This window comes from Nonomuraea sp. SBT364, assembly GCF_001083785.1.
Lineage (GTDB): Bacteria > Actinomycetota > Actinomycetes > Streptosporangiales > Streptosporangiaceae > Nonomuraea.
This window is the reverse complement of sequence record NZ_LAVL01000045.1, coordinates 59,263-85,210: the sequence shown is the minus strand read 5'-3', so window position 1 is coordinate 85,210 and position 25,948 is coordinate 59,263. Positions and strand designations below refer to the sequence as shown.

At 69.9% G+C, this 25,948-nt stretch carries 23 protein-coding genes and 1 other RNA gene; 10 read left to right on the top strand and 14 right to left on the bottom strand.

Going from position 1 to position 25,948, the window contains the following annotated elements:
* A partial coding sequence (locus tag ADY59_RS21395) for a permease-like cell division protein FtsX (RefSeq protein WP_197093768.1) occupies window positions 1–708 on the top strand: 708 nt, incomplete at its 5' end.
* Here the strand turns inward: ADY59_RS21395 and ADY59_RS21390 are convergent.
* From ADY59_RS21390 to ftsE, 8 genes are all read right to left on the bottom strand, one after another.
* A complete protein-coding gene (locus tag ADY59_RS21390) occupies window positions 689–1,999 on the bottom strand; it encodes a hypothetical protein (RefSeq protein WP_082310282.1) in 1,311 nt (436 codons plus the stop codon). The two genes, ADY59_RS21395 and ADY59_RS21390, sit on opposite strands and share 20 nt — an antisense overlap.
* 468 nt (window positions 2,000–2,467) lie before the next feature.
* Window positions 2,468–3,673 (bottom strand): hypothetical protein, encoded by a 1,206-nt coding sequence (locus ADY59_RS21385; protein ID WP_049564770.1) that lies wholly within the window; start codon window positions 3,671–3,673, stop codon window positions 2,468–2,470.
* Window positions 3,670–4,755, bottom strand: a complete 1,086-nt coding sequence (locus ADY59_RS21380) for a ThiF family adenylyltransferase (RefSeq protein WP_049564769.1) — start codon at window positions 4,753–4,755, stop codon at window positions 3,670–3,672. The genes ADY59_RS21385 and ADY59_RS21380 overlap by 4 nt, the downstream gene beginning before the upstream one ends.
* A 666-nt stretch (window positions 4,756–5,421) precedes the next feature.
* Window positions 5,422–5,805, bottom strand: a transfer-messenger RNA (tmRNA) gene (gene ssrA, locus ADY59_RS48015).
* Window positions 5,806–6,108: 303 nt separating this feature from the next.
* Window positions 6,109–7,968: a penicillin-binding transpeptidase domain-containing protein gene (locus ADY59_RS21375; RefSeq protein ID WP_049564767.1), complete on the bottom strand. Its 1,860-nt coding sequence runs from the start codon at window positions 7,966–7,968 to the stop codon at window positions 6,109–6,111.
* Entirely contained in the window at window positions 7,965–8,432 is a 468-nt protein-coding gene (smpB, locus tag ADY59_RS21370; RefSeq protein WP_049564765.1) for an SsrA-binding protein SmpB, read from the bottom strand. The genes ADY59_RS21375 and smpB overlap by 4 nt, the downstream gene beginning before the upstream one ends.
* A 23-nt stretch (window positions 8,433–8,455) precedes the next feature.
* A complete protein-coding gene (gene ftsX, locus ADY59_RS21365) occupies window positions 8,456–9,358 on the bottom strand; it encodes a permease-like cell division protein FtsX (RefSeq protein WP_049564763.1) in 903 nt (300 codons plus the stop codon).
* 21 nt (window positions 9,359–9,379) lie between these two features.
* Entirely contained in the window at window positions 9,380–10,069 is a 690-nt protein-coding gene (gene ftsE, locus ADY59_RS21360) for a cell division ATP-binding protein FtsE (RefSeq protein ID WP_049564761.1), read from the bottom strand.
* Between the two features lie 202 nt (window positions 10,070–10,271).
* On the opposite strand from ftsE, the gene ADY59_RS21355 reads away from it, so the two are divergent.
* Window positions 10,272–10,466 carry a hypothetical protein gene (locus tag ADY59_RS21355; protein WP_049564760.1) on the top strand — a complete coding sequence of 65 codons (195 nt, stop codon included), beginning with the start codon at window positions 10,272–10,274 and terminating at the stop codon, window positions 10,464–10,466.
* Here ADY59_RS21355 and prfB read toward each other — a convergent pair.
* Complete coding sequence (gene prfB, locus ADY59_RS21350; RefSeq protein WP_049564758.1) at window positions 10,452–11,567, bottom strand: peptide chain release factor 2; 1,116 nt, start codon at window positions 11,565–11,567, stop codon at window positions 10,452–10,454. The genes ADY59_RS21355 and prfB overlap by 15 nt on opposite strands.
* A gap of 48 nt (window positions 11,568–11,615) precedes the next feature.
* Here prfB and ADY59_RS21340 point away from each other — a divergent pair, with 48 nt between their 5' ends.
* The 4 genes from ADY59_RS21340 to ADY59_RS21325 all read left to right on the top strand — a co-directional run bounded on the left by ADY59_RS21340 (window position 11,616) and on the right by ADY59_RS21325 (window position 14,217).
* Entirely contained in the window at window positions 11,616–12,626 is a 1,011-nt protein-coding gene (locus tag ADY59_RS21340; RefSeq protein ID WP_156325631.1) for a hypothetical protein, read from the top strand.
* Between the two features lie 70 nt (window positions 12,627–12,696).
* The gene (locus tag ADY59_RS21335) at window positions 12,697–13,299 is read left to right on the top strand and encodes a glyoxalase (RefSeq protein WP_049564798.1); all 603 of its coding nucleotides are present in this window, start codon (window positions 12,697–12,699) and stop codon (window positions 13,297–13,299) included.
* Window positions 13,300–13,337: 38 nt separating this feature from the next.
* A complete protein-coding gene (locus ADY59_RS21330; protein ID WP_049564752.1) occupies window positions 13,338–13,802 on the top strand; it encodes a helix-turn-helix transcriptional regulator in 465 nt (154 codons plus the stop codon).
* Between the two features lie 4 nt (window positions 13,803–13,806).
* Window positions 13,807–14,217, top strand: coding sequence for a VOC family protein (locus ADY59_RS21325; RefSeq protein WP_049564750.1), 411 nt, complete (start codon window positions 13,807–13,809; stop codon window positions 14,215–14,217).
* 12 nt (window positions 14,218–14,229) lie between these two features.
* On the opposite strand, the gene ADY59_RS21320 is transcribed toward ADY59_RS21325, so the two are convergent.
* From ADY59_RS21320 to ADY59_RS21305, 4 genes are all read right to left on the bottom strand, one after another.
* Window positions 14,230–19,095, bottom strand: a complete 4,866-nt coding sequence (locus tag ADY59_RS21320) for an NAD-glutamate dehydrogenase (protein ID WP_049564748.1) — start codon at window positions 19,093–19,095, stop codon at window positions 14,230–14,232.
* A gap of 38 nt (window positions 19,096–19,133) precedes the next feature.
* Window positions 19,134–19,940 (bottom strand): tryptophan 2,3-dioxygenase, encoded by an 807-nt coding sequence (locus ADY59_RS21315; RefSeq protein ID WP_049564746.1) that lies wholly within the window; start codon window positions 19,938–19,940, stop codon window positions 19,134–19,136.
* A gap of 83 nt (window positions 19,941–20,023) precedes the next feature.
* Entirely contained in the window at window positions 20,024–20,224 is a 201-nt protein-coding gene (locus ADY59_RS21310) for a zf-HC2 domain-containing protein (RefSeq protein WP_049564744.1), read from the bottom strand.
* Window positions 20,224–20,778, bottom strand: coding sequence for a sigma-70 family RNA polymerase sigma factor (locus ADY59_RS21305; RefSeq protein ID WP_231618820.1), 555 nt, complete (start codon window positions 20,776–20,778; stop codon window positions 20,224–20,226). Before ADY59_RS21305 ends, ADY59_RS21310 begins: the two co-directional genes overlap by 1 nt.
* 108 nt (window positions 20,779–20,886) lie before the next feature.
* Here ADY59_RS21305 and ADY59_RS21300 point away from each other — a divergent pair, with 108 nt between their 5' ends.
* Genes ADY59_RS21300 through ADY59_RS21285 form a run of 4 tightly spaced genes read left to right on the top strand, consistent with a single transcriptional unit; the run spans window position 20,887 to window position 25,303 of the window.
* Complete coding sequence (locus ADY59_RS21300; RefSeq protein WP_049564741.1) at window positions 20,887–21,531, top strand: DUF4142 domain-containing protein; 645 nt, start codon at window positions 20,887–20,889, stop codon at window positions 21,529–21,531.
* On the top strand, window positions 21,528–22,964 hold the full coding sequence (locus ADY59_RS47605; RefSeq protein ID WP_063780726.1) for a DUF1996 domain-containing protein: 1,437 nt from the start codon (window positions 21,528–21,530) through the stop codon (window positions 22,962–22,964). Before ADY59_RS21300 ends, ADY59_RS47605 begins: the two co-directional genes overlap by 4 nt.
* A gap of 49 nt (window positions 22,965–23,013) precedes the next feature.
* Window positions 23,014–23,793, top strand: coding sequence for a hypothetical protein (locus ADY59_RS21290; protein ID WP_156325630.1), 780 nt, complete (start codon window positions 23,014–23,016; stop codon window positions 23,791–23,793).
* Window positions 23,794–23,821: 28 nt separating this feature from the next.
* The gene (locus ADY59_RS21285) at window positions 23,822–25,303 is read left to right on the top strand and encodes an NADH-quinone oxidoreductase subunit NuoF family protein (RefSeq protein WP_156325629.1); all 1,482 of its coding nucleotides are present in this window, start codon (window positions 23,822–23,824) and stop codon (window positions 25,301–25,303) included.
* Here the strand turns inward: ADY59_RS21285 and ADY59_RS21280 are convergent.
* On the bottom strand, window positions 25,300–25,929 hold the full coding sequence (locus tag ADY59_RS21280) for a GNAT family N-acetyltransferase (RefSeq protein ID WP_049564737.1): 630 nt from the start codon (window positions 25,927–25,929) through the stop codon (window positions 25,300–25,302). The genes ADY59_RS21285 and ADY59_RS21280 overlap by 4 nt on opposite strands.
* Between the last annotated feature and the right edge of the window lie 19 nt (window positions 25,930–25,948).

The window sequence follows — 25,948 nt, the reverse complement described above, 5'->3', positions numbered from 1 at the left end:
CTCCCACCCCCCGAAGGCCCCTGGCCCACGACCGGCACCGTGTCGGTGTATCTGTGCTCGCCCGATGCCGCCCTGGAGAGGTGCGAGAAGGGCCCCGCCGGGGAGGCGGAGCTCCGCGCGATCGAACAGACCCTCCGGGGCATTCCCGGGGTGTCCAGGGTCCGCTTCGAACCCAGGGAGGAGGCATTCCGGATCTTCACGGAGACTACCGACAACGACAACTTGCTCCGGACGACCCGCCAGGAGGACATGCCGGAGTCGTTCAAAGCGGACCTCTCCACCCCAGGTGGCATGCGGACCGGTGAACTGGAGGCGCTACGCGGCGTGGCGGCGGCGCGGGTTCTCGGGACGTCCTTCTGGGCCGGCAAAGCCGACCTCGGCATCAGCCTCTGCCTGGCGTCCTTCCGGGAGGAGGACAGATGCAAGGGCCGCACCACCACCCCCCAGGAGAAGGCCGCTGTCTACGAAGCCCTCCAGGCCATCGACGGCGTGGGCACCATCTACCTGGAGAGCAGCGAGCACGCGACCAAGAACGTCAACGGGGTGCTTCTCGAGGACATGGGCGTCACCCTCCCCGAGTACTTCCACGTCGTCCTCGACGACCCCGGCGTCGCCGATCAGGTCAGGCGCACGGTGAAGGCGCTCCCCGGGGTCGGCGTCGTCACCCATCACCGGCCATGGACACCGGTCACTGAAGGCCGCTCATGAAGGACTTGGCCAGCTTCTCCAGCCCCTCGCGCGCCGTCGAAGGGTCGAAGGCCGGTGCCTGGTAGCCGTCGGCGCCGACGATGCCGCCACCGGTCGTCGTCCCCCTGAAGGTGAACTCGACCGTCCGGTCACCGGCCAGCACCTTGATCAGGAGCTCCATCCGGGGCGGCCTCTCCGGCTCCCTCGGGTCGGTCGTGGCGGAGATCACCGCGAACGCCTTGTCGCCCAGCCCGGCGATCTGCTGGCGGGGCTCGTAGGTGGTGTGGCTGACCTCGTTGCCGATGCCGCCCTGGGCGCGGTAGCGGTCGTACTTCTTGGCGTCCCTGTCGAACTGGAACGCCGATCCGCTGTCGCCGCCGCCCCAGTCGGTCACGTGCACGTTCAGCCGGCCGCCCCGGGCGGTGTACTCCTGCCCGGGCTCGTGCTCCACCGCCTCGGTGATGTTCCAGGTGCAGCCGGTCTGCTTGATCCTGCCGTCGTTGCCGCCGACGGACGGCCCCTCGACGGCCGGGAAGAACGCCGCCTCGATGTCGCGGGCGGCCAGGATCGCGCACGGGCCGGTGAGCTTCACCTTGCCGGCGTCCTTGGCCATCTCCGCGGCGATGCGCTCGGCCACCTTGTTCGCCGCGGCCCGCACCTCGTCACCGCCGGGGTACTTGTTCCCGGTCCGGTTGTCGCCGCCGTACTCGATCTCGATCAGCCACGGCCCCTGCAGGACCCTCACCACGGCTTTCAGACCGCTGTGCCCGATCGACGACTGGCTGTACGACGCGTCGCCGTACTGCAGCTCCTTGATCTCGCCGAACGACGAGCCGGAGGTCTTGCCGTCGACCCGCTTGCCGTCCCGCACGTTCACCCGCCGCACGGCCGATTCCTTGTCGTCGGCGAAGCGCTCCTTGGCGTACGTGAGCGCGTCCCGGCTCTCAGAGCTCTTGGCCTCGACGCTGATGCTCAGGTGGCGATAGCCGATGACGCCGTTGCCGACGTCCATCTTGCTGTTGCTCCACGAGCAGCTCGCCCGCTTCTCGCTCTCGGTGGCCGCCGCCGTGGCCGCGTCCCTGCCGCCGTACCTGCCGTCGGTGACCATGCTCTTGCGCAGCGCGTCCGGGATGGCGGCGCAGAGCTGGTCGCCGCTGATCGGCCGCAGCTTCACCGCCTTGGCGACCGGCGACCGGACCGGTTCGCGCGGGTCGCCGATGGCGCTCAGCTTCGGCCGGGGCTCGCCGCCGCCCCCCTGGCGGAGCAGCAGCCAGCCCCCGGCCACCGCGCCGATCAGGACGACCACGCCCACCACGGCCAGGATCGCGATCAGCGGCCCCTTGCCGCCACTCTTACGCCGTTGCGGAGGCGGCCACTGCCCGCCAGGCCCAGGCCCTCCTGGTCCTGGTCCCCCTGGTCCTCCCGGACCGTACGGTCCGTGCGGGCCTCCTGGACCTTGCTGGGGAGGCCACGGCGCTCCGGGGCCGCCCTGGGAGTTCGGCGGCGGACCGCCGGGCTGCCATCCGGGCTGTGGCCCGGGTGCTCGGTGCGCTCCGGCGCCCGGCGGCCGGGCGGGCATCGGTCCGGGGGACGGCGGGAAGGGCGTGGACACTCAGCGACCTCTCGGACAGACCAGCGATGTTTCGGCGCAACCCTCGGCGGCGCACGTGCCCGTTCTCCAGGCATGGCAGGTCATAAGCCTAAGGTCACCCAAACCACGAGCATGTCAGGCAAACACCCGACAAAGCAGGATTTCGACAGAAGGTCGGCGATCGTCCGCCTAACCGACCCGGCCGAGGAACGCCCGCACCCGGCGCCCGTGACGAGCCCACCAGGTCCGCACCCACAGGAACTGGAAGAACCCGAATACGGCGATCATCGTGAGCGCGTCGGCGACGTCCGCGGCAGATGTCGCATGCCGGAGATTCCCGTAGGTCTGCTCGATCATGCCGACGGCGATCGGCAGCGTGACGAAGAGAAAGACCCCCAGGCACACCGCCGTACCGGGAACGACGAAGGCGGCATAGAGCCGCACCGCCCGCCGCTCGCGCGCCGGCAGCGCCCGGCTCGGGTCCGCCCCGCCCCTGCGGACCACCGCCCCGAGGACGTGACGGACATACGCGGACGCGTCGCCGTAGAGGTTCCGGCAGCGGGCCAGATCCTGCACCACGAAGTAGATGTCCGTCCGCATGAAGAACATGAACTGGGTGCCGAGCATCAGCACCTGGGTGATGTAGAGCGTAGCCGCGAAGACGTGGAGCGGCCCCGGATCACTGACGTTGTACAGGGCGAGCCCGACGACGCCGAGCACGCCGTTGATCGCCATCCCCGAGAGGTAGACGGTCATCCGCGTCCGGCGGGAGGCGGCCCAGATGCCGCTCACGTCGGTCTGCGCGACCAGGAACTGCAACCTGGTCCCCAGCGAGATCCGGCCGGGCACGCCCGCGGCGCGCGCGGTCAGGAGGTGCCCGAGCTCGTGCAGGAAGATCACCGACCAGGCGAGGAGCGCCTGCGAGAGAACGACCAGGCTGCTCCACGGCGACCAGATGATCTCCGTCGCGGTGGGGATCCTGGCCACGCCCGCGGCCATCAGCACCGCGCAGCCGACCAGGAGGGACAGCACGCCCCAGCCGAGCGCGGGATGCAGGAGCCAGCGCACGTGCCGGGGCGCCACCCGGTCGAACGACGAACGGCTCGGCGCCTGGACCTCCGGCGCGTCCTCGTGATCGGCGGCGACGAATCCCAGCCTCTTCAGGCTTCCGACGAACCCGGACACGTCGACCGGCTCACCATGTCTGGCCTCCAGCGCCTCCGCGACGCCCTCGACACTCATCCCGTCGGTCAGCATCTCGATGACCCGCACCCCGACCTCGGGAAGCGCGACGAACACCCCGGTGTCCACCCGGCCGACGATCCACTCGTCGCCTTCCTGGCGCACCGCCAGCTGATGGAGGCGCACCGAGGCGTCCGAGGGAACGGCCCTCATCCGCCGGCTCCGCAGTGCGTGCAGTCCGGACGCGGTGCCTCGGCCGTGATGACGAAGCTGTGGTCGGGGGCGACCAGGTTCATCCCGTAGACGCAGTTGACCGGCAGCTTCGGCGCGCCGGTGATGAGCGCCATCGCGGCATGGGCGAGCAGGGTCCCGGACATCACCGCGGAGATCGCGTTGGCCGGATGCGAAGGGGGTACCGGCTCGTCCTGGTCGACGACGGGGTGGCGGTCCCGGTCGCTCAGACGTACGCACTCGTAGCAGGGCCCCTGCCCCGGGCGGAAGGCGCCCGCGGTGATCTGGGGGCCGTGGTAGCCCCCGTAGACCCAGGGGATTCCCAGTTTGAGCGCCGCCTGGTTCGCCCATCCCCGGATCTCCAGCGGGCGGTCACCGGCCAGTACGAGGAGGTCGTACCCCTCGCCGAGCTCCACGAGATCGTCCGGTCCCAGAACCTCGCGCCGCTCCCCGGAGAGCTGGATGTCGGAGTTGTGCGCGCGCAGGCGTTCCACGGCGGCTTCGACCTTGGGCCGCCCGATGTCGTGCTCGGTGTACAGAACCTGCCGGTTCAGGTTGGAGAGCTCCACCACGTCGGGTTCCACGCAGTGGATCCGGCCCACGCCCGACATGGCCAGAGCCAGCGCGGCCGCGCCCCCGGTGCCGCCCACGCCGACGACGACCGCGGCGGCGGTGCGCAGCCGCTGTTGCGGGAGCCAGTTGGGCTCGCCGGGGTTCAGGTTCATCCACTGGTAGAGCTGTGTGCTCCGGCTGTATCTGTCCTGCTCACGCGGCGTGAGGCCGTCCGGTGGCGGCTCCGCGGCGTCTTCGACGTAGCCGGTGCCGATCAGCTGCCGGAGGCCGTCCAGCAGCTCGTGCTCGCCGAACCGGGGGAAGCGGTCAGCCAGGGTCGCCGCGATGTCGTCAGGCGATCTTGTGCCGTCCATGAGCTCCAACATGGCCCAGATCCAGCCGTCCGGGTCCTTCAGCTCGACCGCGATCTTGTAAACCGTGCCGCCGAGGCGCACCCGGCCGTCGGCGAGCCGATGCGGCCGATGCGGGGCCTTGACACGGGGAAGCCTCACCTGAATCTCCTCTGCTCATCAGCGGGTGCCGGGGCGGGCCCTGCGTCTCGCCTGGCCCGCCCCCCTTCATGCGCCGCTCACGGGTTACCCCGCGCCGCAGCCGGGATTGTTCGCAGGGCAGGCCTGAGTGGTCTCGACACGGTCGAGCTCACGGATCTCGATGATCTGCATGATGTGCACCCCCTTCCGATCAACGCTGCGATCTGTCACGACGGCCCACGGCCGCCGGGCGGGAATCAGCCGCTGCCGTGCGTCGGGCACCCCTGAGTGGTCTCGACACGGTCGAGCTCACGAACCTCGATGATCTGCATGATGCGCACCCCCTTCCGATCAACGCAGCGATGTCACGCCGGACCCGGGGTCAGGCGTAGTTGCAGTCCTGGCAAACCCCGGTCGTCTCGACACGGTCCAGCTCGCGAATGTCGATCTGCATGTCACACATCCCTTCGGCTTCCGGTGGGCGGCGTCGGTTCCGCCTTGTTGAAAACCGTAAGGGCCCAGGCTTTACTTTCGTTTTTGATGCGCTATAACCCCGAGGGGCCCCCGAACGCCCAGGTCAGCCGGGGGGACCGCCGATCGGGCACAAAAAAACGGCCCTCGCCGAAGCGAGGACCGTCTGAACAGACTTGCCCCCCGCGCCCGAAGGCGTGGAGGGCAAGACACAACATGTGGAGGTGGCGGGAATCGAACCCGCGTCCTTCAACCCCAAGGCAGGGCTTCTCCGGGCGCAGCCTGCTGTGATTTTCTCAGCCCCGGCGATCTCGCAGGCGAGTCACCGACGGGCTCAGCCACTGTTTGGTTTCCCGATCACCCCCGTGGCCGGGTTGATCGGTTGAGCCTTCTAACGATGCCAGATCCCGGGCCGAAGGCACGCCCGGGCTGACAGAGGTTTCGCTACTTAGGCAGCGAGAGCCAGGGAACCCTGGCCGACCTCAGTGCGCTTAGAATTGGCACTTGTTGTTTGCGGTCACAGGATTAACGAGGTTATGTCCGCAGTCCTCGGCCCGCTTCACCTGACTTGCAAGGTCAAAGTCGAAGCCAGTCACCCCCTGTGCAGTTGTCAACACGAGCACCCCGGGAACCCGGGGAGATCGCGCAACACTGACGATACCCTTCACAACACCGAGGACGCCAACTCAATTCCCGGCATGGCGAAACCCCCGGGAACGTGGCACAGACGCGCGCGTTCCCGGGGGCCGACCGGCAGGGTCGAGCCGGTCCGGACGGCAGGACTTCCCCCGAGATGAGGTCCTGAACTCGTCACGGCGACTGGTCCCGCAACCCCCCGAGCGGGCCCAGTCACCCAGTAAGACGCAGCCGGACCCGAAAATGGTTGCTCTCGGTCACAAGAAATCACGGAGCGTCATTGAGGGCCGCGAAGAAGCTGCCCGCCACGGCTGCCGGATCGTAGTTGCGGGTCAGCGCCGCGATCGCGACGTCACCCTGCCAGCCGACGAACCAGCCCAGTTGCTTGTCCTCGTCGACGGCCGTCGCCCGGACGCCGTGGACGCGCCCGCGCCCCGCCTGCGCGGGGGTGCCCGTCGCGCCGGCCTTCATCATCGACACCAGCGCCTTGCGCACCGCGGGGTCGACGGGGATCGGCTGCGGCTGCGGAGCCGGCGCCATCTCCGCCGAGGGATCGGGCGAGTTGGGCTCGGTGACCAGCACCGGCGGGTGCCAGGTGCCGGACGCCACCGCGCCCGCCACCAGCGCCATGCTGAGCGGGCTCATCAGGACGCTCTGACCCGCGATGGCCTGGGCCTTCTCGGCGTCGCTGGACAGCTTGGGCAGCGACCCGCTGAACGACTTGAGCGGCAGCCGCCACGGCTTGCCGATGCCGAAGCTGTCGGCGCTCTTGGCCAGGTCGGCGGCGCTCACCCGGCGGGCCAGCGAGGCCAGCGCGGTGACGCAGCCCTTGGCGAAGTTCTCCTGGAAGGTCGGCGTCGTGCCGGTCATCTGGCTGGTGTGCGCAAACCTGGCCCCGCCGACGGACCGCTCGGCCGGGCAGGGCAGCCGCTGCGAGATGCGCATCCCGGACTTGACCAGCGCGTCGGCGGCCACGACGGAGAACGCGGTGCCCGCCGGGAAACGGCCCGCCAGCGCGTCCTTCTCCTGGTGCATGCCCTTGGCGCCGACCGCGAGGATCTCGCCCGTGCGCGCGTTGACCGCCACGATCGCGCTCGTCCGCGTCGCGGACACGGCGTGCTCGGCCGCGGCCTGCACGGAGCTGTCGATCGTGGTGTGCACCGAGATGTTCTGCCGGCCCGGCCACTCCTTCAGCGAGGCCATCTCGCGGCCCGTCTTGAGGTCGAGCGTGATGACCCTGGTGCGGGTGGAGCCGGTGAGGTAATCCTGGTAGGCCTGCTGCAGGCCGCTCTGCCCGATGGAGTCGCCGGCCCGCTGCGGGCCGCCGAGCTTCTGCTCGGTCTCCGGGGTGAGCGCGCTGACCTTGCCGACGATCTGCTTGGGATCGTCCGGGTCCACCGGCTGCTCCTGCGGCACCGTACTGATCTCGGGGATCGCGTCGAGCTTGGACTTGATCGACAGGTAACGGGTGCGGCCGAACGTCACCAGCGGCACCGTCACGTTCGGCGGCGCCGAGCGGATCCGGCTCAGCAGCCGGTCCTCGGCGTAGCCGGTGACCAGGGAGAGCTGCTTGACGACCTCCTCGGCACGGTCGCCGAGCTGCGACGGCACCACGCCCGCCACGTACAGGTAGGTCTGCTCCTGCAGCGCGTTGCCGTCCTTGTCGACGACCGGCTGGCGCGAGCGTGGCTCGGTCTTGACCGCGAACCGCTGCCCCTCCTGGAGCTTCGGGTGCAGCACCGACGGCGACCAGCGCACCCGCCAGCTGCCGTCGACCAGGTGCAGCGGCAGCACGCCGTCGTAGACCCACAGCGGGTTGTTGTCGCCCAGGTCGACCTCGGCCGCGAAGTCGGCCCGCGACTCGTCGCCGGTCACCTTCACGCTCTTGATCCTGAACCGGAACGAGGCCGCGTCCAGCTGCAGCTTGACGTCGGACAACGCCTGGCGCACCTTGGCCGGGTCGGCGTCGGTGCGGCCGGCGGCCAGCTCGTAGTCGTTGGACTGCCAGCCCACGAGGAAGTCGCGCACCGCGTCGTGCGGCGAGGCCTCCTCGAAACAGGCGGTCAGCGTCATGCTCGCGACCGCCAGCGTGACGGTCGCGGCGAGCGTGCGACGGACTCGGCTCATCGGCTGCGGTGCCGGAGCGCCCGAGCCATCTCCCGCTTGGCCTGCTGCTCGGCCAGCGACTGCCGCTTGTCCCAGTCTTTCTTGCCCCGGGCGAGGCCGATCTCGATCTTGGCGCGGCCGTCCTTGAAGTAGAGCGAGAGCGGCACGATCGTGAGCCCGCCCTCCTTCGTCTTGGCGGCGAGCTTCTCGATCTCCTTGCGGTGCAACAGCAGCTTGCGCTTGCGGCGGGCGGCGTGATTGGTCCACGTCCCCTGGGTGTATTCGGGGATGTGGACGTTCATCAGCCACGCTTCGCCGCCGTCGATCGTGGCATAGCCGTCGACGAGCGAGGCGCGGCCCTCACGCAGCGACTTCACCTCGGTGCCCTGCAGCACGAGCCCCGCCTCGAAGGTGTCCTCGACGTGGTAGTCGTGCCGGGCACGCTTGTTCTGGGCGATGACCTTCCGCCCGGTCTCACGTGGCATGCTTCGACCTTACCGGCGTTTCGTCAGACCCTGAGGTAACGGCGAAGCGTGACGAACGACGCCAGCACACAGATCAGCACACCGATGACCATGGTCAGGGTGATCACGGATGCGACGTCGTTCCACCCGATCTGCGCGCCCAGCGCCAGGTAGCGGCCGATCTCCTCGAACAGGAAGACCTTGGCGACGATCAGCATCACCGCCGCGAACACGCCGCCGACCAGGCCGGCGATCATGCCCTCCATGACGAACGGCAGCTGGATGTAGAGGTTGGAGGCGCCGACCAGGCGCATGATGCCCGTCTCGCGCCGCCGGTTGAACGCCGACAATCGCACCGTGTTGCCGATCAGCAGGGCCGCCGCGAGCACCAGGATGATGGCGACCGCCAGCGCCCCGCCCCGCAACTTGTCCAGCATGACGAAGAACTGCTCGATCAGCTCTTTCTGGTTCATCGCCTGCGCCACACCCGGCTGGCCCTTCAGGGCGTCGATCACCGGCTGGTACTTGTCCGGGTCGGCCAGCTTGACGCGGAACGAGGTCGGCATGTCCTCGACCTTGGTCGCGTTGACCAGCGGGTTGTTGGAGGCGGAGTCCTGGAAGTTCTTGTAGGCGGTGGCCTGGTCCTCGAAGTAGACCTTCTCGACCCCCGGCATCGCCTTGATCTGCTGCTCCAGCGCCTTGGTCTGGGCGTCGGTGATGGCCTTGCCGTTGCAGGCGGGTATCTGACTGTTCTTGGCGCAGAGGAAGACCGATACCTCGACCTTGTCGTACCAGAATCCCTGCATCATCGTGACCTGGGCGTTGATCATCAAGCCGACGCCCAGCATCGCCATGCCGACCGCGACGGTGATGATGACCGCGATCGTCATGGTCAGATTGCGACGGAGGCCGATCCAGACCTCGGAGAAGATGAAGTTCGCCCGCATGTTGTGTCAGCTGCTCCCTGCTCAGTACGCCTGGCCGTAGACGCCACGCGACTGGTCGCGGACGATCTTGCCGTCCTCCAGCTCCACGACACGCTTGCGCATGGAGTCGACGATGGCCGCGTCGTGCGTGGCCATGACGACCGTGGTGCCGGTCCTGTTGATCCGGTCGAGCACCTTCATGATGCCGATGCTCGTCGCGGGGTCGATGTTGCCCGTCGGCTCGTCCGCCAGCAGGATCATCGGGCGGTTGACGAACGCGCGGGCCATGGCGACACGCTGCTGCTCGCCACCGGACAGCTCGTCGGGCATCCGGTGGGCCTTGCCCTCCAGGCCGACCAGCTCGATGACCTCCGGCACGACCTTGCGGATGAACCGCCGGGGCTTGCCGATGACCTCGAGGGCGAACGCCACGTTCTCGTAGACGTTCTTGTTGGGCAGCAGCCTGAAGTCCTGGAACACGCAGCCGATGCGGCGGCGCAGGTGCGGCACCTTGAAGTTGGAGAGGCGGGCCAAATCCTTGCCGGCGACGTGGATCGCGCCGGAGTTGGGCCGCTCCTCCTTGAGGACCAGTCGCAGGAACGTGGACTTGCCTGACCCCGAAGGGCCGACGAGGAACACGAACTCGCCCTTGTCCACGTCAACGGAGACATGGTCGAGAGCGGGCCGGTTCTGGTTCGTGTAGACCTTGGTGACATTATCGAAATGGATCACGAGAGCATCACGGCATGCCAGTCTAGGGGTCAGGACGGAGCGAGGGTGGCACATGCCCACTTCCCGCCGCACGCCGATCGGGGACGCCCATCTTTACCGATGATCGACGTTCCGATTGGCCAGAGCACAGTCTAGGGGGAAGACTGGCATGGAACGTCCATAACGGAAACAAAACGATTGTGCGGCTAGACTTGGGGCTGACATGAGTTGCCAACACCTCGTATGCGCGCAGTGCGCCCACCCCGTCATCGAGGGCCGCTGCTCTCTGTGCCGCGCCAACCGGGAGCGGATGCACGGCCACGGCTTCGCCGGGCTGTCACCCGCCGCCCTCGTCGTCACGCTGCTGGTCGTGCTCCTGTTCGCGGCCCTGGCCCTGCGGCACCTAGGCGGGCTCTGACTCCTGGCGGCGCATCCAGCGGATCTCCGACTCGATGAAGCCGTCGAGGTCGCCGTCGAGCACCGCCGACGGGTTGCCCGCCTCCGTGCCCGTGCGCAGGTCCTTCACGATCTGGTACGGGTGCAGCACGTAGTTGCGGATCTGGGTGCCCCATGACGTGGTCGTGGTGCCGCGCAGCTCCGACATCTTCTCGGCCTCCTCCTGGCGCTTGCGCTCCAGCAGCTTGGCCTGCAGCACGTTCATCGCCGTGGCGCGGTTCTGGAGCTGCGAGCGCTCGTTCTGGCAGGAGACCACGATGCCGCTCGGCAGGTGGGTGATGCGGACGGCCGAGTCGGTCGTGTTGACGCCCTGCCCGCCGGGGCCCGACGAACGGTAGACGTCGACGCGGATCTCGTCCTCGTTGATGTCGACGTGGTCGGTCGTCTCGACGACCGGCACCACGTCCACCCCGGCGAACGACGTCTGCCGGCGGCCCTGGTTGTCGAACGGGCTGATGCGCACCAGCCGGTGCGTGCCGTGCTCGCCGCGCAGCGTGCCGTAGGCGTAGGGGGACTTGACGGCGAAGGTCGCCGACTTGATCCCCGCCTCTTCGGCGTAGGACGTCTCGTAGACCTCGGTCGAGTAGTTCTTCCGCTCGGCCCAGCGCAGATACATGCGCAGCAGCATCTCCGCCCAGTCGGCCGCGTCGACGCCGCCGGCCTGGGAGTTGATCGTGACCAGCGCCTCACGGGCGTCGTACTCGCCCGACAGCAGCGTGCGGACCTCCAGCGCGCCGATGTCGGAGCGCAGGGAGGCGAGCTCCTTGTCGGCCTCGGCGCGCGTCTCGTCGTCGCTCTCCTCGGCGGCCAGCTCGAAGAGCACCGACAGGTCGTCCAGGCGGCGCACCAGCCCCTCGACCCGGTTGAGCTCGCCCTGCATGTGCGAGAGCCGGCTGGTGACCTTCTGCGCCTTGTCCGGCTCGTCCCACAGGTCGGGGGCGGCCACCTGCGCTTCCAGCTCCTCGATCTGCTTGCGCATCGCGTCGAGGTCGAGCACGTCCTGGATGCTGCGCAGCGTGCCCGCGAGCTCGTTGATCTCTTCTGCCGGATCGATGACTGCCACGTCTACCTAGGGTACGCGACCCTCGCGTGCCCCAATAACATGGCGAGCGTGCGTGTACACGGTCGGCTGCAGGCGCTGGCACTCACCGTCGCCTTGCTGACGGGGGCAGCCGGCTGCTCGAGTGCTGCCGCCCCGGCCCCCAGCCCGGCGGCCACGGCCCGCAGCGCCACGCCCACGCCCTCCCCCACGGCGCCCGTCACCGCGGTCACGCCGGAGGAGGCCGCCGAGGTGTTCGCCACCTTCGCCGCCACCGACGACCTGCTGCGCGCCGGCGGCGACCTGCGGCTGGCCATGGAGCTCACCCGCGACGCCGAGGCCCGCCTGACCGCCGCCGCCTTCCTGTCGACCTCGGGCAAGCCGCCGCGCCGCGCCTGGGGCTCCCCCACCCTGTACGTCCCCCGCTTCCCGGTGGGCGAGCGGGCCCCCTGGTTCAGCGTCGTGGCCGACCGCGACGGAGGCCCGACGATGCTGACCTTCGCCAAGTCCGGCGACTGGCGCCTCAGCTCCGCCGCCCGCCTCCTGCCCGACCAGGAGCTCCCGCCCGTCGCCCTCGACGCCGACGGCTACGCCACGGCGATCCCGGCCGCCGACAAGACCATCACGATCAGCCCGCAGTACCTGGGCCCCCTGCACGCCACCGTCGCCGAGGCGGGCGGCGACGGCGTGGCCGCCGGGCTCATCGCCGCCGGCCCCTACACCACCGAGGTCGCCGCCCAGATCACCGCCGACCGCGAGCAGGCCAAGAAGAACGGCTTCAGCTACGACTCGATCTTCACGGCCAACGACTTCCCCGTCTACGGCCTGCGCACCACCGACGGCGGCGCCCTCATCCAGTACGCCCTGTCGCGCACCACCACCACGACCACGAAGACCGCCGAGGACGACTACATCCCCGTGCCCTCCACGGCCCGCTGGGCCATCTCCTCCCCGGTGGTCCGCCGCACCCTCCGCCTCACCGAGGTCCACCAGTACGTCACCTCCGTGCCCCCCTCCACCACCCGCGAGGCGGCCGCGGTCGTAGCCCACGACGGCTCACTCACCCGCGCGAGCGGCGACTAGCCCGCGACGCGCCGGTTCCGGTCAGGAATCGAGAAGCCCCGGCCCACGGGCCACGACTAGCGTCGTGGACATGACCTCCATCGACTCCATCACCCTCGAAGTGGACGACCCCGCCGAGGCCGGCGACTTCTACGCCACCGCCTTCGACCCTTCCGACCGCATTCGCGTCCGGGCCTCGGAGGCGCCCACGACCGGCTTCCGCGGCTTCACGCTGTCGCTCGTGGTGTCCCAGCCGGCCGACGTCGACGCCTTCTTCGACGCCGCCGTGGGCGCCGGAGCCACGACGCTGAAGCCCGCCGCCAAGTCCCTGTGGGGCTACGGCGGCGTCGTCCAGGCCCCGGACGGGACGATCTGGCAGTTCGCGTCGTCGTCGAAGAAGGACACCGGCCCGGCCACCCGGAAGATCGACGAGATCGTGCTCCTGCTGGGCGTGGCCGACATGGCCGCGAGCAAGCGGTTCTACGTCGAGCACGGCCTCACCGTGGGCAAGAGCTTCGGCAGCAAGTACGTCGAGTTCGCCACCGGGTCGAGCGCCGTCAAGCTGGCGCTGTACAAGCGCAAGAACCTGGCCAAGGTCGCCGGCGTCTCTCCCGACGGCACCGGTTCGCACCGGCTGGCGATCGGCGGCGACGCCGGGCCGTTCACCGACCCCGACGGATACGCGTGGTTGTGACCAGGGTGCGCGCCGGCCTCGACCGAAGGAGTTCTCGCATGTGTCACCCCGGGTGGGGCCGTACCGTCGTCCCGGCGCCCCGCCTGGACGACCTGACGCGGCTGCGCCGCGTCCGGGACCGGATCGACCGGGAGTACGCACAGCCGCTGGACGTGGAGGCGCTGGCCCGAGGCGCGCACATGTCGGCCGGGCACCTCAGCAGGCAGTTCCGGCTGGCCTACGGCGAGTCGCCGTACGCCTATCTGATGACGCGCCGCATGGAGCGGGCGATGGCGCTGCTGCGTCGCGGCGACCTGAGCGTCACCGAGGTCTGTTTCGCGGTCGGCTGCTCGTCGCTGGGCACGTTCAGCAGCTACTTCGCCCGGCTGGTCGGCATGCCGCCGAGCGTGTACCGGCGGCAGGCGGCCGGCGAGACGGACGGGATCCCGTCATGTGTGGCGAAACAGGTGACCAGACCGGTCAGGAATCGAGGGGCGTCGATGACCGGCCCGCAACTAGCGTGACCGTATGGACATCAGCATTCAGTCGAGCTTCCTGCCGCACGACGACCCGGACGCCTCCCTGGCCTTCTGGCGCGACGTCCTCGGCTTCGAGGTCCGCGACGACGTCGGCCAGGGCAGGATGCGCTGGATCACGGTCGGCCCCGCCGATCAGCCCGGCACGTCCATCCTGCTGGCGCCGCCGGCCGCCGACCCCGGCGTCACCGAGGACGAGCGCCGCACCATCGCCGAGATGATGGCCAAGGGCACCTACGGCTGGATCCTGCTGGCGACCTCCGACCTCGACGCCGCCTTCGACCGGATCGTGGCGGGCGGCGCCGAGGTGGTGCAGGAGCCGACCGAGCAGCCCTACGGCATGCGCGACTGCGCCTTCCGCGACCCCGCCGGCAACCTGGTCCGGATCCAGGAGCGGCGCTGACGCACGCGCCGGCTACGCCTCCGTGTAGGGGAGGCCGCTGGCCGAGACGAGGGTGCGGATGGCGCGGAGCGCGACCGACAGGGTGGCCAGGTCGAAGTTGTCGCTCTCCCAGATCTCCGACAGCGTCTGCCGCGAACGCCCCACCGCCGCCGAGTTGGCCTCCGCCCAGCGGGCCAGCCGCTCCTCGGGCGGCAGCCCCGGCGTGCTGTGGGCCAGGACGTCCCGGGTGAGTGACGCGTGCGCCGCGTACAGGTCGTCGCGCAGGGCGGCGCGGGCCATGGCGTTCCACCGGTTGTCGCGGGGCAGCGCGATGACCCGTTCCCTGAGCCGGGCGAGCTGGAGGCGGTCGGCCAGGTCCCAGTAGACCTCGGCCACCTCGTTGACCGGCCGGCCGGTCACGGACGAGACCTCCACCAGGTCGAACGTCGAGTAGGCGGGCACCATGGCCGCGACCCGCTCGGCGAGGTCGGCCGGGACGCCGCGGGCGACGAACGTGTCGCGCCGCTCCTCGAAGGCGGCCAGGTCGGGCCCGGTCAGGAGCTTGGGCATGTGGGTGAGCAGCCCGTTGACGCCCTTGACGAAGAAGCCGATCGAGCCTGCCAGGTCCAGCGGCGGCCGCCGGTTGGTGAGCAGCCAGCGAGTGCCGCGCTCGGCGAGCTTGCGCGTCTCGAGGAGCAGGGCGAGCTGGGTGGCGGTGTCGACCTGGTTCTCCAGAGCGTCGACCTGCCGGTAGAGGCTGGCGAAGTCGAAGACCTCGCGGGCCACCAGGTAGGCGCGGGCGATGTCGGGCGTGGACGCGCCGGTCTCCTCGCCGACGCGGAACATGAACGTGGTGCCCATCGAGTTGACGAGCTCGTTCACCACGCCGGTGGTGATGATCTCGCGCCGCAGCGGGTGGGCGTCCATGTACGACCTGAACCGGTCGCGCAGCGCCGACGGGAAGTACGACACCAGCCAGGAGGCGAGGTACGGGTCGTCCGGCAGGTCACTGCCGAGCAGTTCGGCGTCGGCCACCAGCTTGGTGTAGGCGAGCAGCACGGAGAACTCGGGGGCGGTCAGGCCCTCCCTGGCCTGGCGGCGTTCGGCGAGCGCCTTGTCCGACGGCAGGAACTCCAGCTCCCGGTTGACCAGCCCCTCGCGCTCCAGGCGGCGCAGGTAGCGGGCGTGGATGTGGAGCATGTCGACCGACTGGGCGCGGGCGGCGGCGAGCACCACGTTCTGCGCGTGGTTGTCGCGCAGGACCAGGTCGGCGACCTCGTCGGTCATGGAGGTGAACACCTGGTTGCGCTGCTTGTCGGTCAGCTCGCCGTCGCGGACGACCTGGTCGAGCAGGATCTTGATGTTGACCTCGTGGTCGGAGGTGTCGACGCCGGCCGAGTTGTCGATGAAGTCGGTGTTGACCAGGCCGCCGTTGAGCGCGAACTCGATGCGGGCGAGCTGGGTGAAGCCGAGGTTGCCGCCCTCGCCGATGACCTTGCAGCGCAGTTCGCCGGCGTTGACGCGCAGCACGTCGTTGGCCTTGTCGCCGACGTCGGCGTTGGACTCGGAGGTGGCCTTGACGTAGGTGCCGATACCGCCGTTCCACAGCAGGTCGACGGGGGCCCGCAGGATGGCGCTGATGAGGTCGCTGGGCGCCAGCGAGGTGACGTCGGCGGCGATGCCGAGCGCCTCGCGCATCTGCGGGGTGATGGGGACGGACTTGGCGGTGCGCGGGAAGACGCCGCCGCCGACCGAGATCAGCTCGGTGTCGTAGTCGGCCCAGGAGCTGCGCGGCAGCTCGAACAGGCGGCGCCGCTCGGCGTAGGAGCGGGCGGCGTCGGGGTCGGGGTCGACGAAGACGTGCCGGTGGTCGAAGGCCGCCACCAGCCGGATGTGCTGCGACAGCAGCATGCCGTTGCCGAACACGTCGCCCGACATGTCGCCCACTCCGGCCACGGTGAAGTCGGTCGTCTGCACGTCCACGCCGGTGGCGCGGAAGTGGTACTTGACCGACTCCCAGGCGCCCCGGGCGGTGATGCCCATCGCCTTGTGGTCGTACCCGACGGAGCCGCCGGAGGCGAAGGCGTCGCCGAGCCAGAAGCCGTACTCCTTGGCGACGCTGTTGGCGATGTCGGAGAACGTCGCGGTGCCCTTGTCGGCGGCCACCACCAGGTACGTGTCGTCGCCGTCGTGCCTGACCACGTCGGCCGGGGGCACGACCTTGCCGTCGACGAGGTTGTCGGTGACGTCGAGGAGCCCGGAGATGAACATCCGGTAGCAGGCGACGCCCTCGGTCAGGAGCTCCTCGCGCGAACCGCCCGCAGGCGGCCGTTTCACGACGAATCCGCCCTTGGACCCGGTGGGCACGATAACGGTATTTTTCACCATCTGGGCCTTGACCAGGCCGAGGATCTCCGTCCGGAAGTCCTCCATCCGGTCCGACCACCGCAGCCCGCCCCTGGCGACCTTCCCGAACCGCAGGTGCACGCCCTCCACCCGCGGCGAGAACACGAAGATCTCGTACTTCGGCCGCGGCAGCGGCAGCACGCTGATCGCCTGCGAGTCGAGCTTGAGGGAGATGTACGGCTTGCGCCGCCCGTCGACCGTCTGGAAGTAGTTCGTGCGGAGCGTCGCCTGGATCATCTCCAGGTACGCGCGCAGGATCCGGTCCTCGTCCAGCGAGGCGACCTCGTCCAGGGCGCCCAGAATCTCCTCGTGCAGCGCCTCGGCCAGGTCGAACCGGGCGTCGTCGGTGCGCCGCGGGTCCAGCCGGGCCTCGAACAGCTTCACCAGCAGCCGGGCCAGCCGCACGTTGCCCAGCACCACGCGCTCCATGTAGCGCTGGGAGAAGGTGCTGCCCGCCTGGCGCAGGTACTGGGCGTAGACGCGCAGGATCTCGACCTGCTCCCAGGTCAGCCCGGCCTTCAGGATGAGCGCGTTGAAGTTGTCGTCCTGGACGTCGCCCCGCCACAGGGCCATGAGCCCGTCCTGGAAGAGCTGCTTGAACGCGTCCCTGCCCACCTCGGGAGAGGGCGTGTAGCGCAGCCCGAAGTCGTAGATCCAGGCGTTCTTGGTCAGCGGGTCGTTGTCGCGGTCGACCTCGTACGGCCGCTCGTCGACGACCTCGACGCCGAGGCGCTGGATGAGCGGCAGCACCTGGGACAGGGAGATCGGCGAGCCGACCTTGTAGATCTTCAGGCGCCGCTCGCCCTCGGCCGCGTCGTACGGCTCGTACAGGTTGATCTCGATCTCGCCGTCGGCGGCGACCTGCTCCAGGCGGCGCAGGTCGTTGACCGCCATCTTGGGCGGGAAGTCGGCCTTGTAGCCCTCGGGGAAGGCGGACTGGTAGCGCCGCAGGAGCGCCGGGGCCTCCTCCTCGGAGGTCAGCTCCAGCAGGGCCGCGCCCAGGTCGTCGGTCCAGGAGCGGGTGATCGCGGCCAGCCGCGCCTCCAGCTCCTCCACGTCCACGCCCGGCGGCGGGAGCTGCTTGCCGCGCTCGCCGCGGATCACCACGTGCAGCCGGGCCAGCGCCGATTCGCCGATCATCGCGCTGTAGTCGAGCGTCCGCCCGCCCAGCGCCTTGAGCAGCACCTCCTGCATCCGCAGCCGCACGTCCGTGGTGTAGCGGTCGCGCGGCAGGTAGATCAGGCAGGAGATGTAGCGCCCGTAGTCGTCGCGGCGCAGGAACAGCTTGACCTGCTTGCGCTCGCGCAGCCGCAGCACGCCCATCGCGATCGGCAGGAGCTGGTCGACCGAGGTCTGGAACAGCTCGTCACGCGGGAACGTCTCCAGGATCTCGATGAGGTCCTTGCCGTCGTGGCTGTCGGGGGTCAGGCCGGCCGCCTGCAGCACGTCGGCGAGCTTGCGCCGCAGCACCGGGATGCGCGAGATCGACTCGTTGTAGGCCACGTGCGTGAACAGGCCGAGGAAGCGGCGCTCGCCGATCACCTCGCCGTCGGGCGTGAACAGCTTCACGCCGATGTAGTCGAGGTAGGCGGCGCGGTGCACGGTGGCGCGCGAGTTGGCCTTGGTGATGATCAGGAGCTGCTTCTCGCGGGCCTTGGCGCGCACCTCGGGCGGGAGCACCGAGAAGCTCTCCGAGCCGATCTTGTCGTGCCGAAGTATGCCCAGCGCGGCGCCGGGCAGCGCGCGCAGCGCCTCGCCCTGCTCGGTCTCCTCCAGCCGGTACTCGCGGTAGCCGAGGAAGGTGAAGTGCCCGTCGGCGAGCCAGTGCAGCAGGTCGAGGCTGTCCTCGACCTCCGCGGGCTCCAGCGGCGGCGGGTTGACGCTCAGGTCCTCGGCGGTCTGCACGGCCAGCGCGCGCATCTTGGCGAAGTCCTCGACCGCGTGCCGTACGTCGGCCAGCACCCGCTGCAGGTCTCCCTCCAGGCCCCGGAGCACCTCGGGGTCCGGCTGCCGGTCGATCTCGATGTGCATCCAGGACTCGACCATCATCTGGCCGGTGACGTCCTCCTGGCCCCGGCCGAGCATCCGGCCGGTCAGGTCGCGGCGCACCCGCATCTGCGGGTGGACCACCAGGTGCATGCCGATGCCGTGCCGGTCGAGCTCCATGGTCACGGAGTCGACGAGGAACGGCATGTCGTCGGTGACGACCTCCACGACGGAGTGGCCCGGGTCCCACCCGTTCTCGTCCAGAGTCGGGGTGTAGGCACGGATCACGGCTCTGCCCTGGGGGCGCGTCTCGGCCAGCTGACGCTGGGACATCGCGGGACCGTACACGTCGACGGGGTTGCGATCGAGCAGGTCCTCCGGCGCGACGTGCCGGTAGTAGACGCGCAGGAAAGACAGTGCCTCATCGGGGCTCACGTGATCACTGCTCACCGCGCATCGTTGCGCGGCTCTTTGGAGCAGCTCATCCTTGGCCTCGTCGAGCGGCATTTCGCTCTCACTCCTTTGTGAGGGTTCGCCTGGACTTCTCACAGCCAGGCCCTGAGTTCCCACAGCAGCGGGAAGTAGTGCAGTCGGACGCGTCCCCGCAGGTAGGGTGCGCCCGTCGAGCCGCCGGTGCCCGATTTCGTGCCGATTTGCCGTTCGACCATCTGCACGTGCCGCATGCGCCACTGTGCGGTGGTCTCGTCATGCGTCAGCAGGTCTTCGGCCAGTTGCCACAGGTCGTCGTACGACCGGCGGTCCCTCGCCACGGCCAGCAGCGAGCCCATGGTCTCTTCATCGTCGGAGACCGGCAGACCACGTTGGGAGAGGGCGGTCAGATAAGCATCCCACAGCGTGGGCTCCTCCAGCCGCCGCCGCAGCCGGGCGAGTTCGGTGTCGTCGGCGTCGCGGAGCCGGGCGAGGTAGCGGGGATCCTTGGCGCCCGACAGGAACTCCAGCTCGCGGAACTGCACGGACTGGAACCCGCTGGCCGGCGACAGCTTGGCGCGGAAGGCCAGGAAGTCCTGGGGGGTCATCGTCTCCAGGACCTCGACCTGCTCGATCAACACCCGCTCCACCGCGTGCACCCGCTTGAACTGGTGCCTGGCACGCCACAGCTCACCGTCGAACATGGCGGTCCTGGCCACCTCCAGCTCGTGGAGCAGCAGCTTGAACCACAGCTCGTAGACCTGGTGGATGGTGATGAAGAGCAGCTCGTCGGGCGCCCGCGACTCGGGCCGCTGCTGGTCGAGCAGCTCGGCCAGGCGCAGGTAGCCGCCGTAGGACAGGCGGCCGCCCTCCTCACCGAACTGGCGGTCGCGAGGGGCGGCCGCATCTCCGTCGATGCCCACCGAACACCTCCCCTGACCGCCCGGTCCTGGGTGACCGGGCGTACGCCTCGCCGTACCGATATCACCCGAAAAGGGGAGAAACGTCAACGCGACATCGACATCGGTGGATCGTCTCCCGAGGAGGCGGAGGGTTCTTGCTTGAGCTCGTCGAGCCGCTCGGGGACTCCGGCGAGCTCGACCAGCTCGGCCCGGCACTTTTCGCACACGTCGAGGTGACGCTCGAACGCCTCGTGCTCCTCGTCGTCGAGTACGCCGAGAACGTAGGCGGCCACCCCGTCATGCATCAGCCGGCTACCCCCTTGTCCCGCAAAAGTTCACGGAGCGCCCGGATGCCGTAGTAGAGCCGGGACTTCACCGTGCCCGGCGGGATCCCCAGAATCTCCGCCGCTTCACTTATCGTACGGTCCCGAAGGTAGGTCTGTTCAATGACTTCACGGTGTTCGTCCGAAAGGCTACGGAGCGCATCGGCGACCACGATGGCCGACAACGCGCGCTCGGAGCCGTCCGGCACCGCCATCATGTCGACTTCAGGCGGCTCGACCTCGTGAGGTCTCACACTCCTGCGCCGACGTCCGTCGATGACGATTCGGCGGGCCACGGTCAGCAGCCACGCCCAGATGAGGCCCGGTTCCCATTGCAGTCTTGCCGAGTTACGCCAAGCTCGGACGATCGTCTCCTGCACCACGTCCTCGGCCCATTGAAGATCATTACCGGTCGACTTGCGTACGTGGCGCAGTAGAGGGCCGCCGAACTCCTGGTAAAGCACCGCGATGCGGTGCTCGGCCTCGGCATCCGCACTCTCGAACCTGCCGTCGAGGTGACCTAGCACGGGGCACATCTTTACACCTTCGTTATCAGTCCGGTAGCCACTCCGATAACTCCAGTCATTTCTAACTATCTCTGGGCATAGCTGAACCAGCCGGGAAAAGTCCGCGTACCTTCGACCATGCACAGGCTTTTGCGCGGCGAAGTAGTGATGTTCGGCGGCTTCGCTCTCGCGGCAGCGGTCACGATTCTGCTGATCATGCCGCAGGCGAACACGGCCGTGCTGACCGAGGTCACACAGACGGCCACCGGTCCGCTCGGGCCGGCCGACCGCGACTTCCTGGTCAAGGTACGGCAGGCGGGCCTCTGGGAGATCCCCGCCGGGCAGTGGGCCCAGCAACGGGCCGACTCGGCGCGGGTCAAGGACGTCGGAGCGCATCTTGTGGAGGACCACAAGAAGCTCGACGTCCAGGTCCGCCGGTTGGCGGCGCGGCTGGCCGTACCGCTGCCCGACCGGCCGAGCCCGGACCAGCAACGGTGGATGGCGCAACTCGCCGCCGAGACCGGTCCGGCGTTCGACCGCGACTACGCCAGGCTGCTGCGCGCCGCGCACGGCAAGGTCTTCGCTCTCGTGGCGAACGTGAGGGCGGGCACCCGCAACACGGAGATCAGGAAGTTCGCCCAGACGGCGGTGACGGTGGTCATGAGGCACATGACGTTGCTCGAGTCCACCGGGCTCGTCAACTACGACGAGCTGCCCGAACCCCCGATGCCCTCACCCGCAGCACCCGCCCCCGCGGCGGTCGACCCGAGGAGACAACCATGAGATCCAGACGCATGGCCGCGGCCATGTCCGCCTTGGCCATGGTGGCCGGTGGGCTGGTGTCCGCGGCCGTCATCGGCGGCGCGTCACCAGCCATCGCGGACCACTGCGAGGTCGGAGAGCAGCAACCCCCCGGCCAGCAGCAGGACCAGGCCCCGCAGGACCAGGCACCCGAGGGTCAGGCCCCCGACGACCAGGCCCCACAGGAGCAGGCGCCTGACGGTCAGGCCCCCGAGGAGCAGGCGCCTGACGGTCAGGCCCCGCAGGACCAGGACCCCGGCCAGCAGCAGGACCAGCCGGGCACCGGCGACCAGAACGATCAGAACGGCCGGCAGGACGACGGCGACCAGCCCGTTCAGGGAGCCGGCGGCGCGATGATGCTGGACCCCGCCGAGGAGCCCACCGCCGAGACCTTCGGCCGCCGCGGCCGCCCCACCCGCACCCCCACCCAGCAGCCCACGGATCAGCCGACCGACGAGCCCACGCAGGAGCCGACCGGCGAGCCCACCGAGGACCCCACGGCCTCCCCCTCACCCTCCCCCACCGGCACCGATGAGGAGAACGAGTGCGCCGACCTCGGCCCCTTCGCGGCCGACTTCGTCGACATCCGGCAGATCCCGCCGCGCCGCCTCGACGCGCGGACCGGCAGGGGCGGCTCCCGCGGCTCGTTCGTCTCCCGCTGCGGGACGAACCGCGAAGGCCACAACAACCCGGACAACTTCATCGTCGCTCCCGGAGTCCGCAATGGGGCACACCACCTGCACGACTACGTGGGCAACCTGTCGACAGACGCCTTCTCGACCGACGAGAGCCTGGCCGCGGCCGACACCACCTGCCGCTTCGACGACAAGTCCACCTACTACTGGCCGGTGCTCCGTAACCGCCAGGTCGACGCCAACGTCGAGGACCCGGACGGCAACGTCGGTCAGGTCCTGCGGCCTCGCTCGGTGACCCTCCAGTTCCGCGGGAACGCGGCAGCCCGGGTGACGGCCATGCCCCGCTTCCTGCGGATCATCATGGGCGACGCCAAGGCCGCCACGAACGGCGGGGCCAACGCCCGCGCCGGCTGGAGCTGCACCGGCTTCACCAACCGGGTCAGCCCGGACAAGTACCCGCTGTGCCCGCGCGGCAGCCAGGTGGCCCGCATCCTGGACTTCCCGAGCTGCTGGGACGGCCAGAACGCCGACAGCGCCAACCACCGCACCCACATCGTCTTCCCGGACCAGGGCGGCGCCTGCCCGCAGGGCACCAGGGCCGTCCCGCAGCTGCGGATGACGCTGACGTACTCGGTGCCGCAGGGACGCTCGTTCGCCGTGGACGCCTTCCCCGAACAGCTCCACAACCCGGTCACGGACCACGCGGACTTCGTGAACGTGATGCCGGACCGCCTCATGTCGTTCGTCGTCAGCTGCATCAACCGCGGCCGGCGCTGCTGACCCGGCCGCCCTCCCGAGTCGCACCCTCACCCGACCTTGGAGGGAACCGATGCTCCACAGAAGACAACCGCGGCACGCCCCGGGCACCCTGGACACCAGGAACGTCCGGCTCGGGGTGAGCGTCTCGATCGCCGCCATCCTGTTGTCGGGGTTCGCCCTGACCAGGACGGACCGGGGCATCGAGCTGCTCGGCCGCGGGGTGGCCTTCCTCGAGTACTTCGCCGGCGTGTTCGCCCTGGTGTCCCTGACCGCGACCGTCGCGCTGGGGCTGCTCACCACCGAACGCGTCTTCCTGTCCCCGGCGAACCGGGTCCGCGCGCAGCTCGCGCACCGGGCCGCCGCGTTCGCGGGGACGGCGTTCCTGCTCACGCACGTGGCGTTGATGATCTCGCTGGGGCATGTGCCGCCCGCCGCCCTGCTGATCCCCATGACGGGGATCTGGGTGGGGCTGGGCACGCTGGCCTTCGACATGATGATCGTCGTCGTGGTGACGGGCATCGCCCGGGGACGGTTCGCGGTGACCGGCAGGCCCTGGATGTGGCGGCTGATGCACGCCACCTCGTACGTGGCCTGGCCGGTCGCCATCCTGCACGGGCTGACGGCGGGCAGGTGGGCGGCGAGCTGGGTGGCCTGGTCGTACATGGCCAGCCTGGCTGCCGTCGCCTCGGCCCTGCTCGTGCGCCTGCTCGCCACCATGCTGCGGCCGCCGCTGATGGCCGAGCAGGTGGACGCGCCCGCGGTCAGCGACGCCCCGGCCGAGCCGGCCGAGCGGATCGACGCGCCGGTGAGCCTCGCCGAGGCCCGGCGGAAGTATCGGGAGGCGGGATGACCCCGCCCACGACATACCAGGAGAGTCCGTGATCCCGCATTCGGTGCCGCGCGTGCTGCGCATGGGACCGGCCCGGCTCACCGCCGGGCTCGACCACACCCGGCGGCTCGATCTGCCGGCGCACCGCACGCTTCACGGTGACCAGGTGCCGCGCCCCCTCGACGACATCATCGCCCAGGTGGAGGAGGTGGACATGCGCGGGCGGGGCGGCGCGGCGTTCCCGTTCGCGCGCAAGCTGCGGGCGGTCGCCGACGCCGCCCACGGGCGGGAGAGCGTGGTGCTGGTCAACGGCGCCGAGGGCGAGCCCGCCAGCTCCAAGGACGCCATGCTGCTGGTCCGCAACCCGCATCTGGTGCTCGACGGGGCGGTGCTCGCGGCCGAGGCGCTGAACGCCCGCGAGGTGGTCGTCGCCACCGTCGAGGGCGAGGTGGCGGAGGCGTCCATCACCGCCGCCGTCGCGGAGCGGCGGGCCGCCAACGTGGCGGGCGCGGCCGAGAGCCGCATCGGCATCAGGGTCGTCGGGCTGCAGGAGCGGTTCATCTCCGGCGAGGGCGGCGCGCTGGTGCGGGCCGTCAACGGCATGGACCCGGTGCCGCCCGGCAGGAAGCGGCGGGCCAGCGAGAGCGGCGTCGACGGGCTGCCCACGCTGCTGTCCAACACCGAGACGTTCGCCCAGCTCGCCGTCCTCGCCGAGCTCGGCCCCGAGCAGTACGCCAAGACCGGGACCAGCAGGGAGCCCGGCACGGTGCTGCTCAGCGTGAGCGGCGGAGCGGCGACGGCCGCCGTCGTGGAGGCGCCGACGGGCACCCCGCTGATCGACGTGCTCGACCTGTGCGAGGCGGAGATCGGCGACGGGGTGCTGATCGGCGGCTACCACGGCGCCTGGCTGGACGCCGAGACGGCCATCTCCGCCGTCGTCTCGCGCGAGGGCATGAAGCTGGCGGGCGGCAGCCTCGGCGCCGGCATCGTGGTGCCGCTCGGCGAGTCGACCTGCCCGCTCGGCGAGGCCGCCCGGGTCGCCTCCTACCTGGCCGCTCAGTCGTCGGGCCAGTGCGGCCCGTGCCGGCTCGGCCTGCCGGACGTGGCCCGGGCGCTCGGCGGCCTGGTGGAGGGCACGGGCTCGATCGACGCGGTACGGCGTTCCGTACGGTCGGTCGAGAGGCGGGGCGCGTGCTTCCATCCGGACGGCACGGCCAGGTTCGTGCTGTCGTCGCTGGACGCGTTCGAGAGCGACATCGCCCTGCACCTGGAGCACGGCTCGTGCGGCCGGCCGGTGCGCGGCGTGCTGCCGCTGCCGGAGCCGGAGGAGGAGCCCGAGTATCGCCTGGACGTGGACTGGACCCGCTGCCAGGGCCACGGCCTGTGCGCGCACCTGCTGCCGGAGTTCGTGGAGCTGGACGACTACGGCTTCCCGTCGTTCAAGACGGTGCCCGGCTGGATGGTGAAGGAAGCCAGCCGCGCGGTCGGCATGTGCCCGGCCCTGGCCCTGCGCCTGGCCCGCACCGGTTAGAGGCCGAGCAGCGGCAGGCAGGGCTCCAGGTGGTGGATCTCGATGCCGGGTGCCGGGGTCCAGTCGGCCCTGGGCAGCCGGAAGTTGCGGCTGACGACCGGCTTGCCCTGCCGCTTGTACAGGGTGATGCCGTCGTCGTGGTAGCCGAGCTTCCTGGTGACGGCCAGGGAGGAGGGGTTGTCGGCGAACGCCTCGGTGGTGGCGTGGGCGGCGCCGAGCCCTTCGAAGGCCAGGTGCAGGATCGCGGCGCGCATCTCGGTGCCGATGCCCAGGCCCTGGAAGCGGCGGCCGAGCCAGGACCCGGACTTCACCTCGCGCAGGACGGAGAAGTCGGTGCTCATGATGCCCTGCGTGCCGACGACCTGGCCTTCGTGGACCGCCACGAAGTTGAGTGACCACTTGTCGGGGGTGAGCTCGCCCCACTGGCGGAAGTGATACTGGATGGTGCTGCGGGCCCGGTCGGCCGGCGCGGCCTCGCTCCAGGGGAACACGAACGGCATCACGCCCGCCTCGTGCACGCCCTCGGCGGCCCGCTCGGCCAGCTCGTCCAGGTCCGCGACCGAGGGGAAGCGCAGCTCGATCCGGGGCGTGGTCACCGACAGCTCGAAGAATGGCCAATTACGCATGCTTCCCCATTTCCGTCAT

Bases quoted from the DNA above. Each gene is read 5' to 3' on its own strand.
- ADY59_RS21385 (WP_049564770.1), bottom strand. From the start codon at position 3,673: ATGAGGGCCGTTCCCTCGGACGCCTCGGTGCGCCTCCATCAGCTGGCG.
- ADY59_RS21375 (WP_049564767.1), bottom strand. From the start codon at position 7,968: ATGAGCCGAGTCCGTCGCACGCTCGCCGCGACCGTCACGCTGGCGGTC.
- smpB (WP_049564765.1), bottom strand. From the start codon at position 8,432: ATGCCACGTGAGACCGGGCGGAAGGTCATCGCCCAGAACAAGCGTGCC.
- ftsX (WP_049564763.1), bottom strand. From the start codon at position 9,358: ATGCGGGCGAACTTCATCTTCTCCGAGGTCTGGATCGGCCTCCGTCGC.
- ADY59_RS21355 (WP_049564760.1), top strand. From the start codon at position 10,272: ATGAGTTGCCAACACCTCGTATGCGCGCAGTGCGCCCACCCCGTCATC.
- ADY59_RS21335 (WP_049564798.1), top strand. From the start codon at position 12,697: ATGACCTCCATCGACTCCATCACCCTCGAAGTGGACGACCCCGCCGAG.
- ADY59_RS21330 (WP_049564752.1), top strand. From the start codon at position 13,338: ATGTGTCACCCCGGGTGGGGCCGTACCGTCGTCCCGGCGCCCCGCCTG.
- ADY59_RS21325 (WP_049564750.1), top strand. From the start codon at position 13,807: ATGGACATCAGCATTCAGTCGAGCTTCCTGCCGCACGACGACCCGGAC.
- ADY59_RS21320 (WP_049564748.1), bottom strand. From the start codon at position 19,095: ATGCCGCTCGACGAGGCCAAGGATGAGCTGCTCCAAAGAGCCGCGCAA.
- ADY59_RS21310 (WP_049564744.1), bottom strand. From the start codon at position 20,224: ATGCATGACGGGGTGGCCGCCTACGTTCTCGGCGTACTCGACGACGAG.
- ADY59_RS21305 (WP_231618820.1), bottom strand. From the start codon at position 20,778: ATGTGCCCCGTGCTAGGTCACCTCGACGGCAGGTTCGAGAGTGCGGAT.
- ADY59_RS21300 (WP_049564741.1), top strand. From the start codon at position 20,887: ATGCACAGGCTTTTGCGCGGCGAAGTAGTGATGTTCGGCGGCTTCGCT.
- ADY59_RS47605 (WP_063780726.1), top strand. From the start codon at position 21,528: ATGAGATCCAGACGCATGGCCGCGGCCATGTCCGCCTTGGCCATGGTG.
- ADY59_RS21290 (WP_156325630.1), top strand. From the start codon at position 23,014: ATGCTCCACAGAAGACAACCGCGGCACGCCCCGGGCACCCTGGACACC.
- ADY59_RS21280 (WP_049564737.1), bottom strand. From the start codon at position 25,929: ATGCGTAATTGGCCATTCTTCGAGCTGTCGGTGACCACGCCCCGGATC.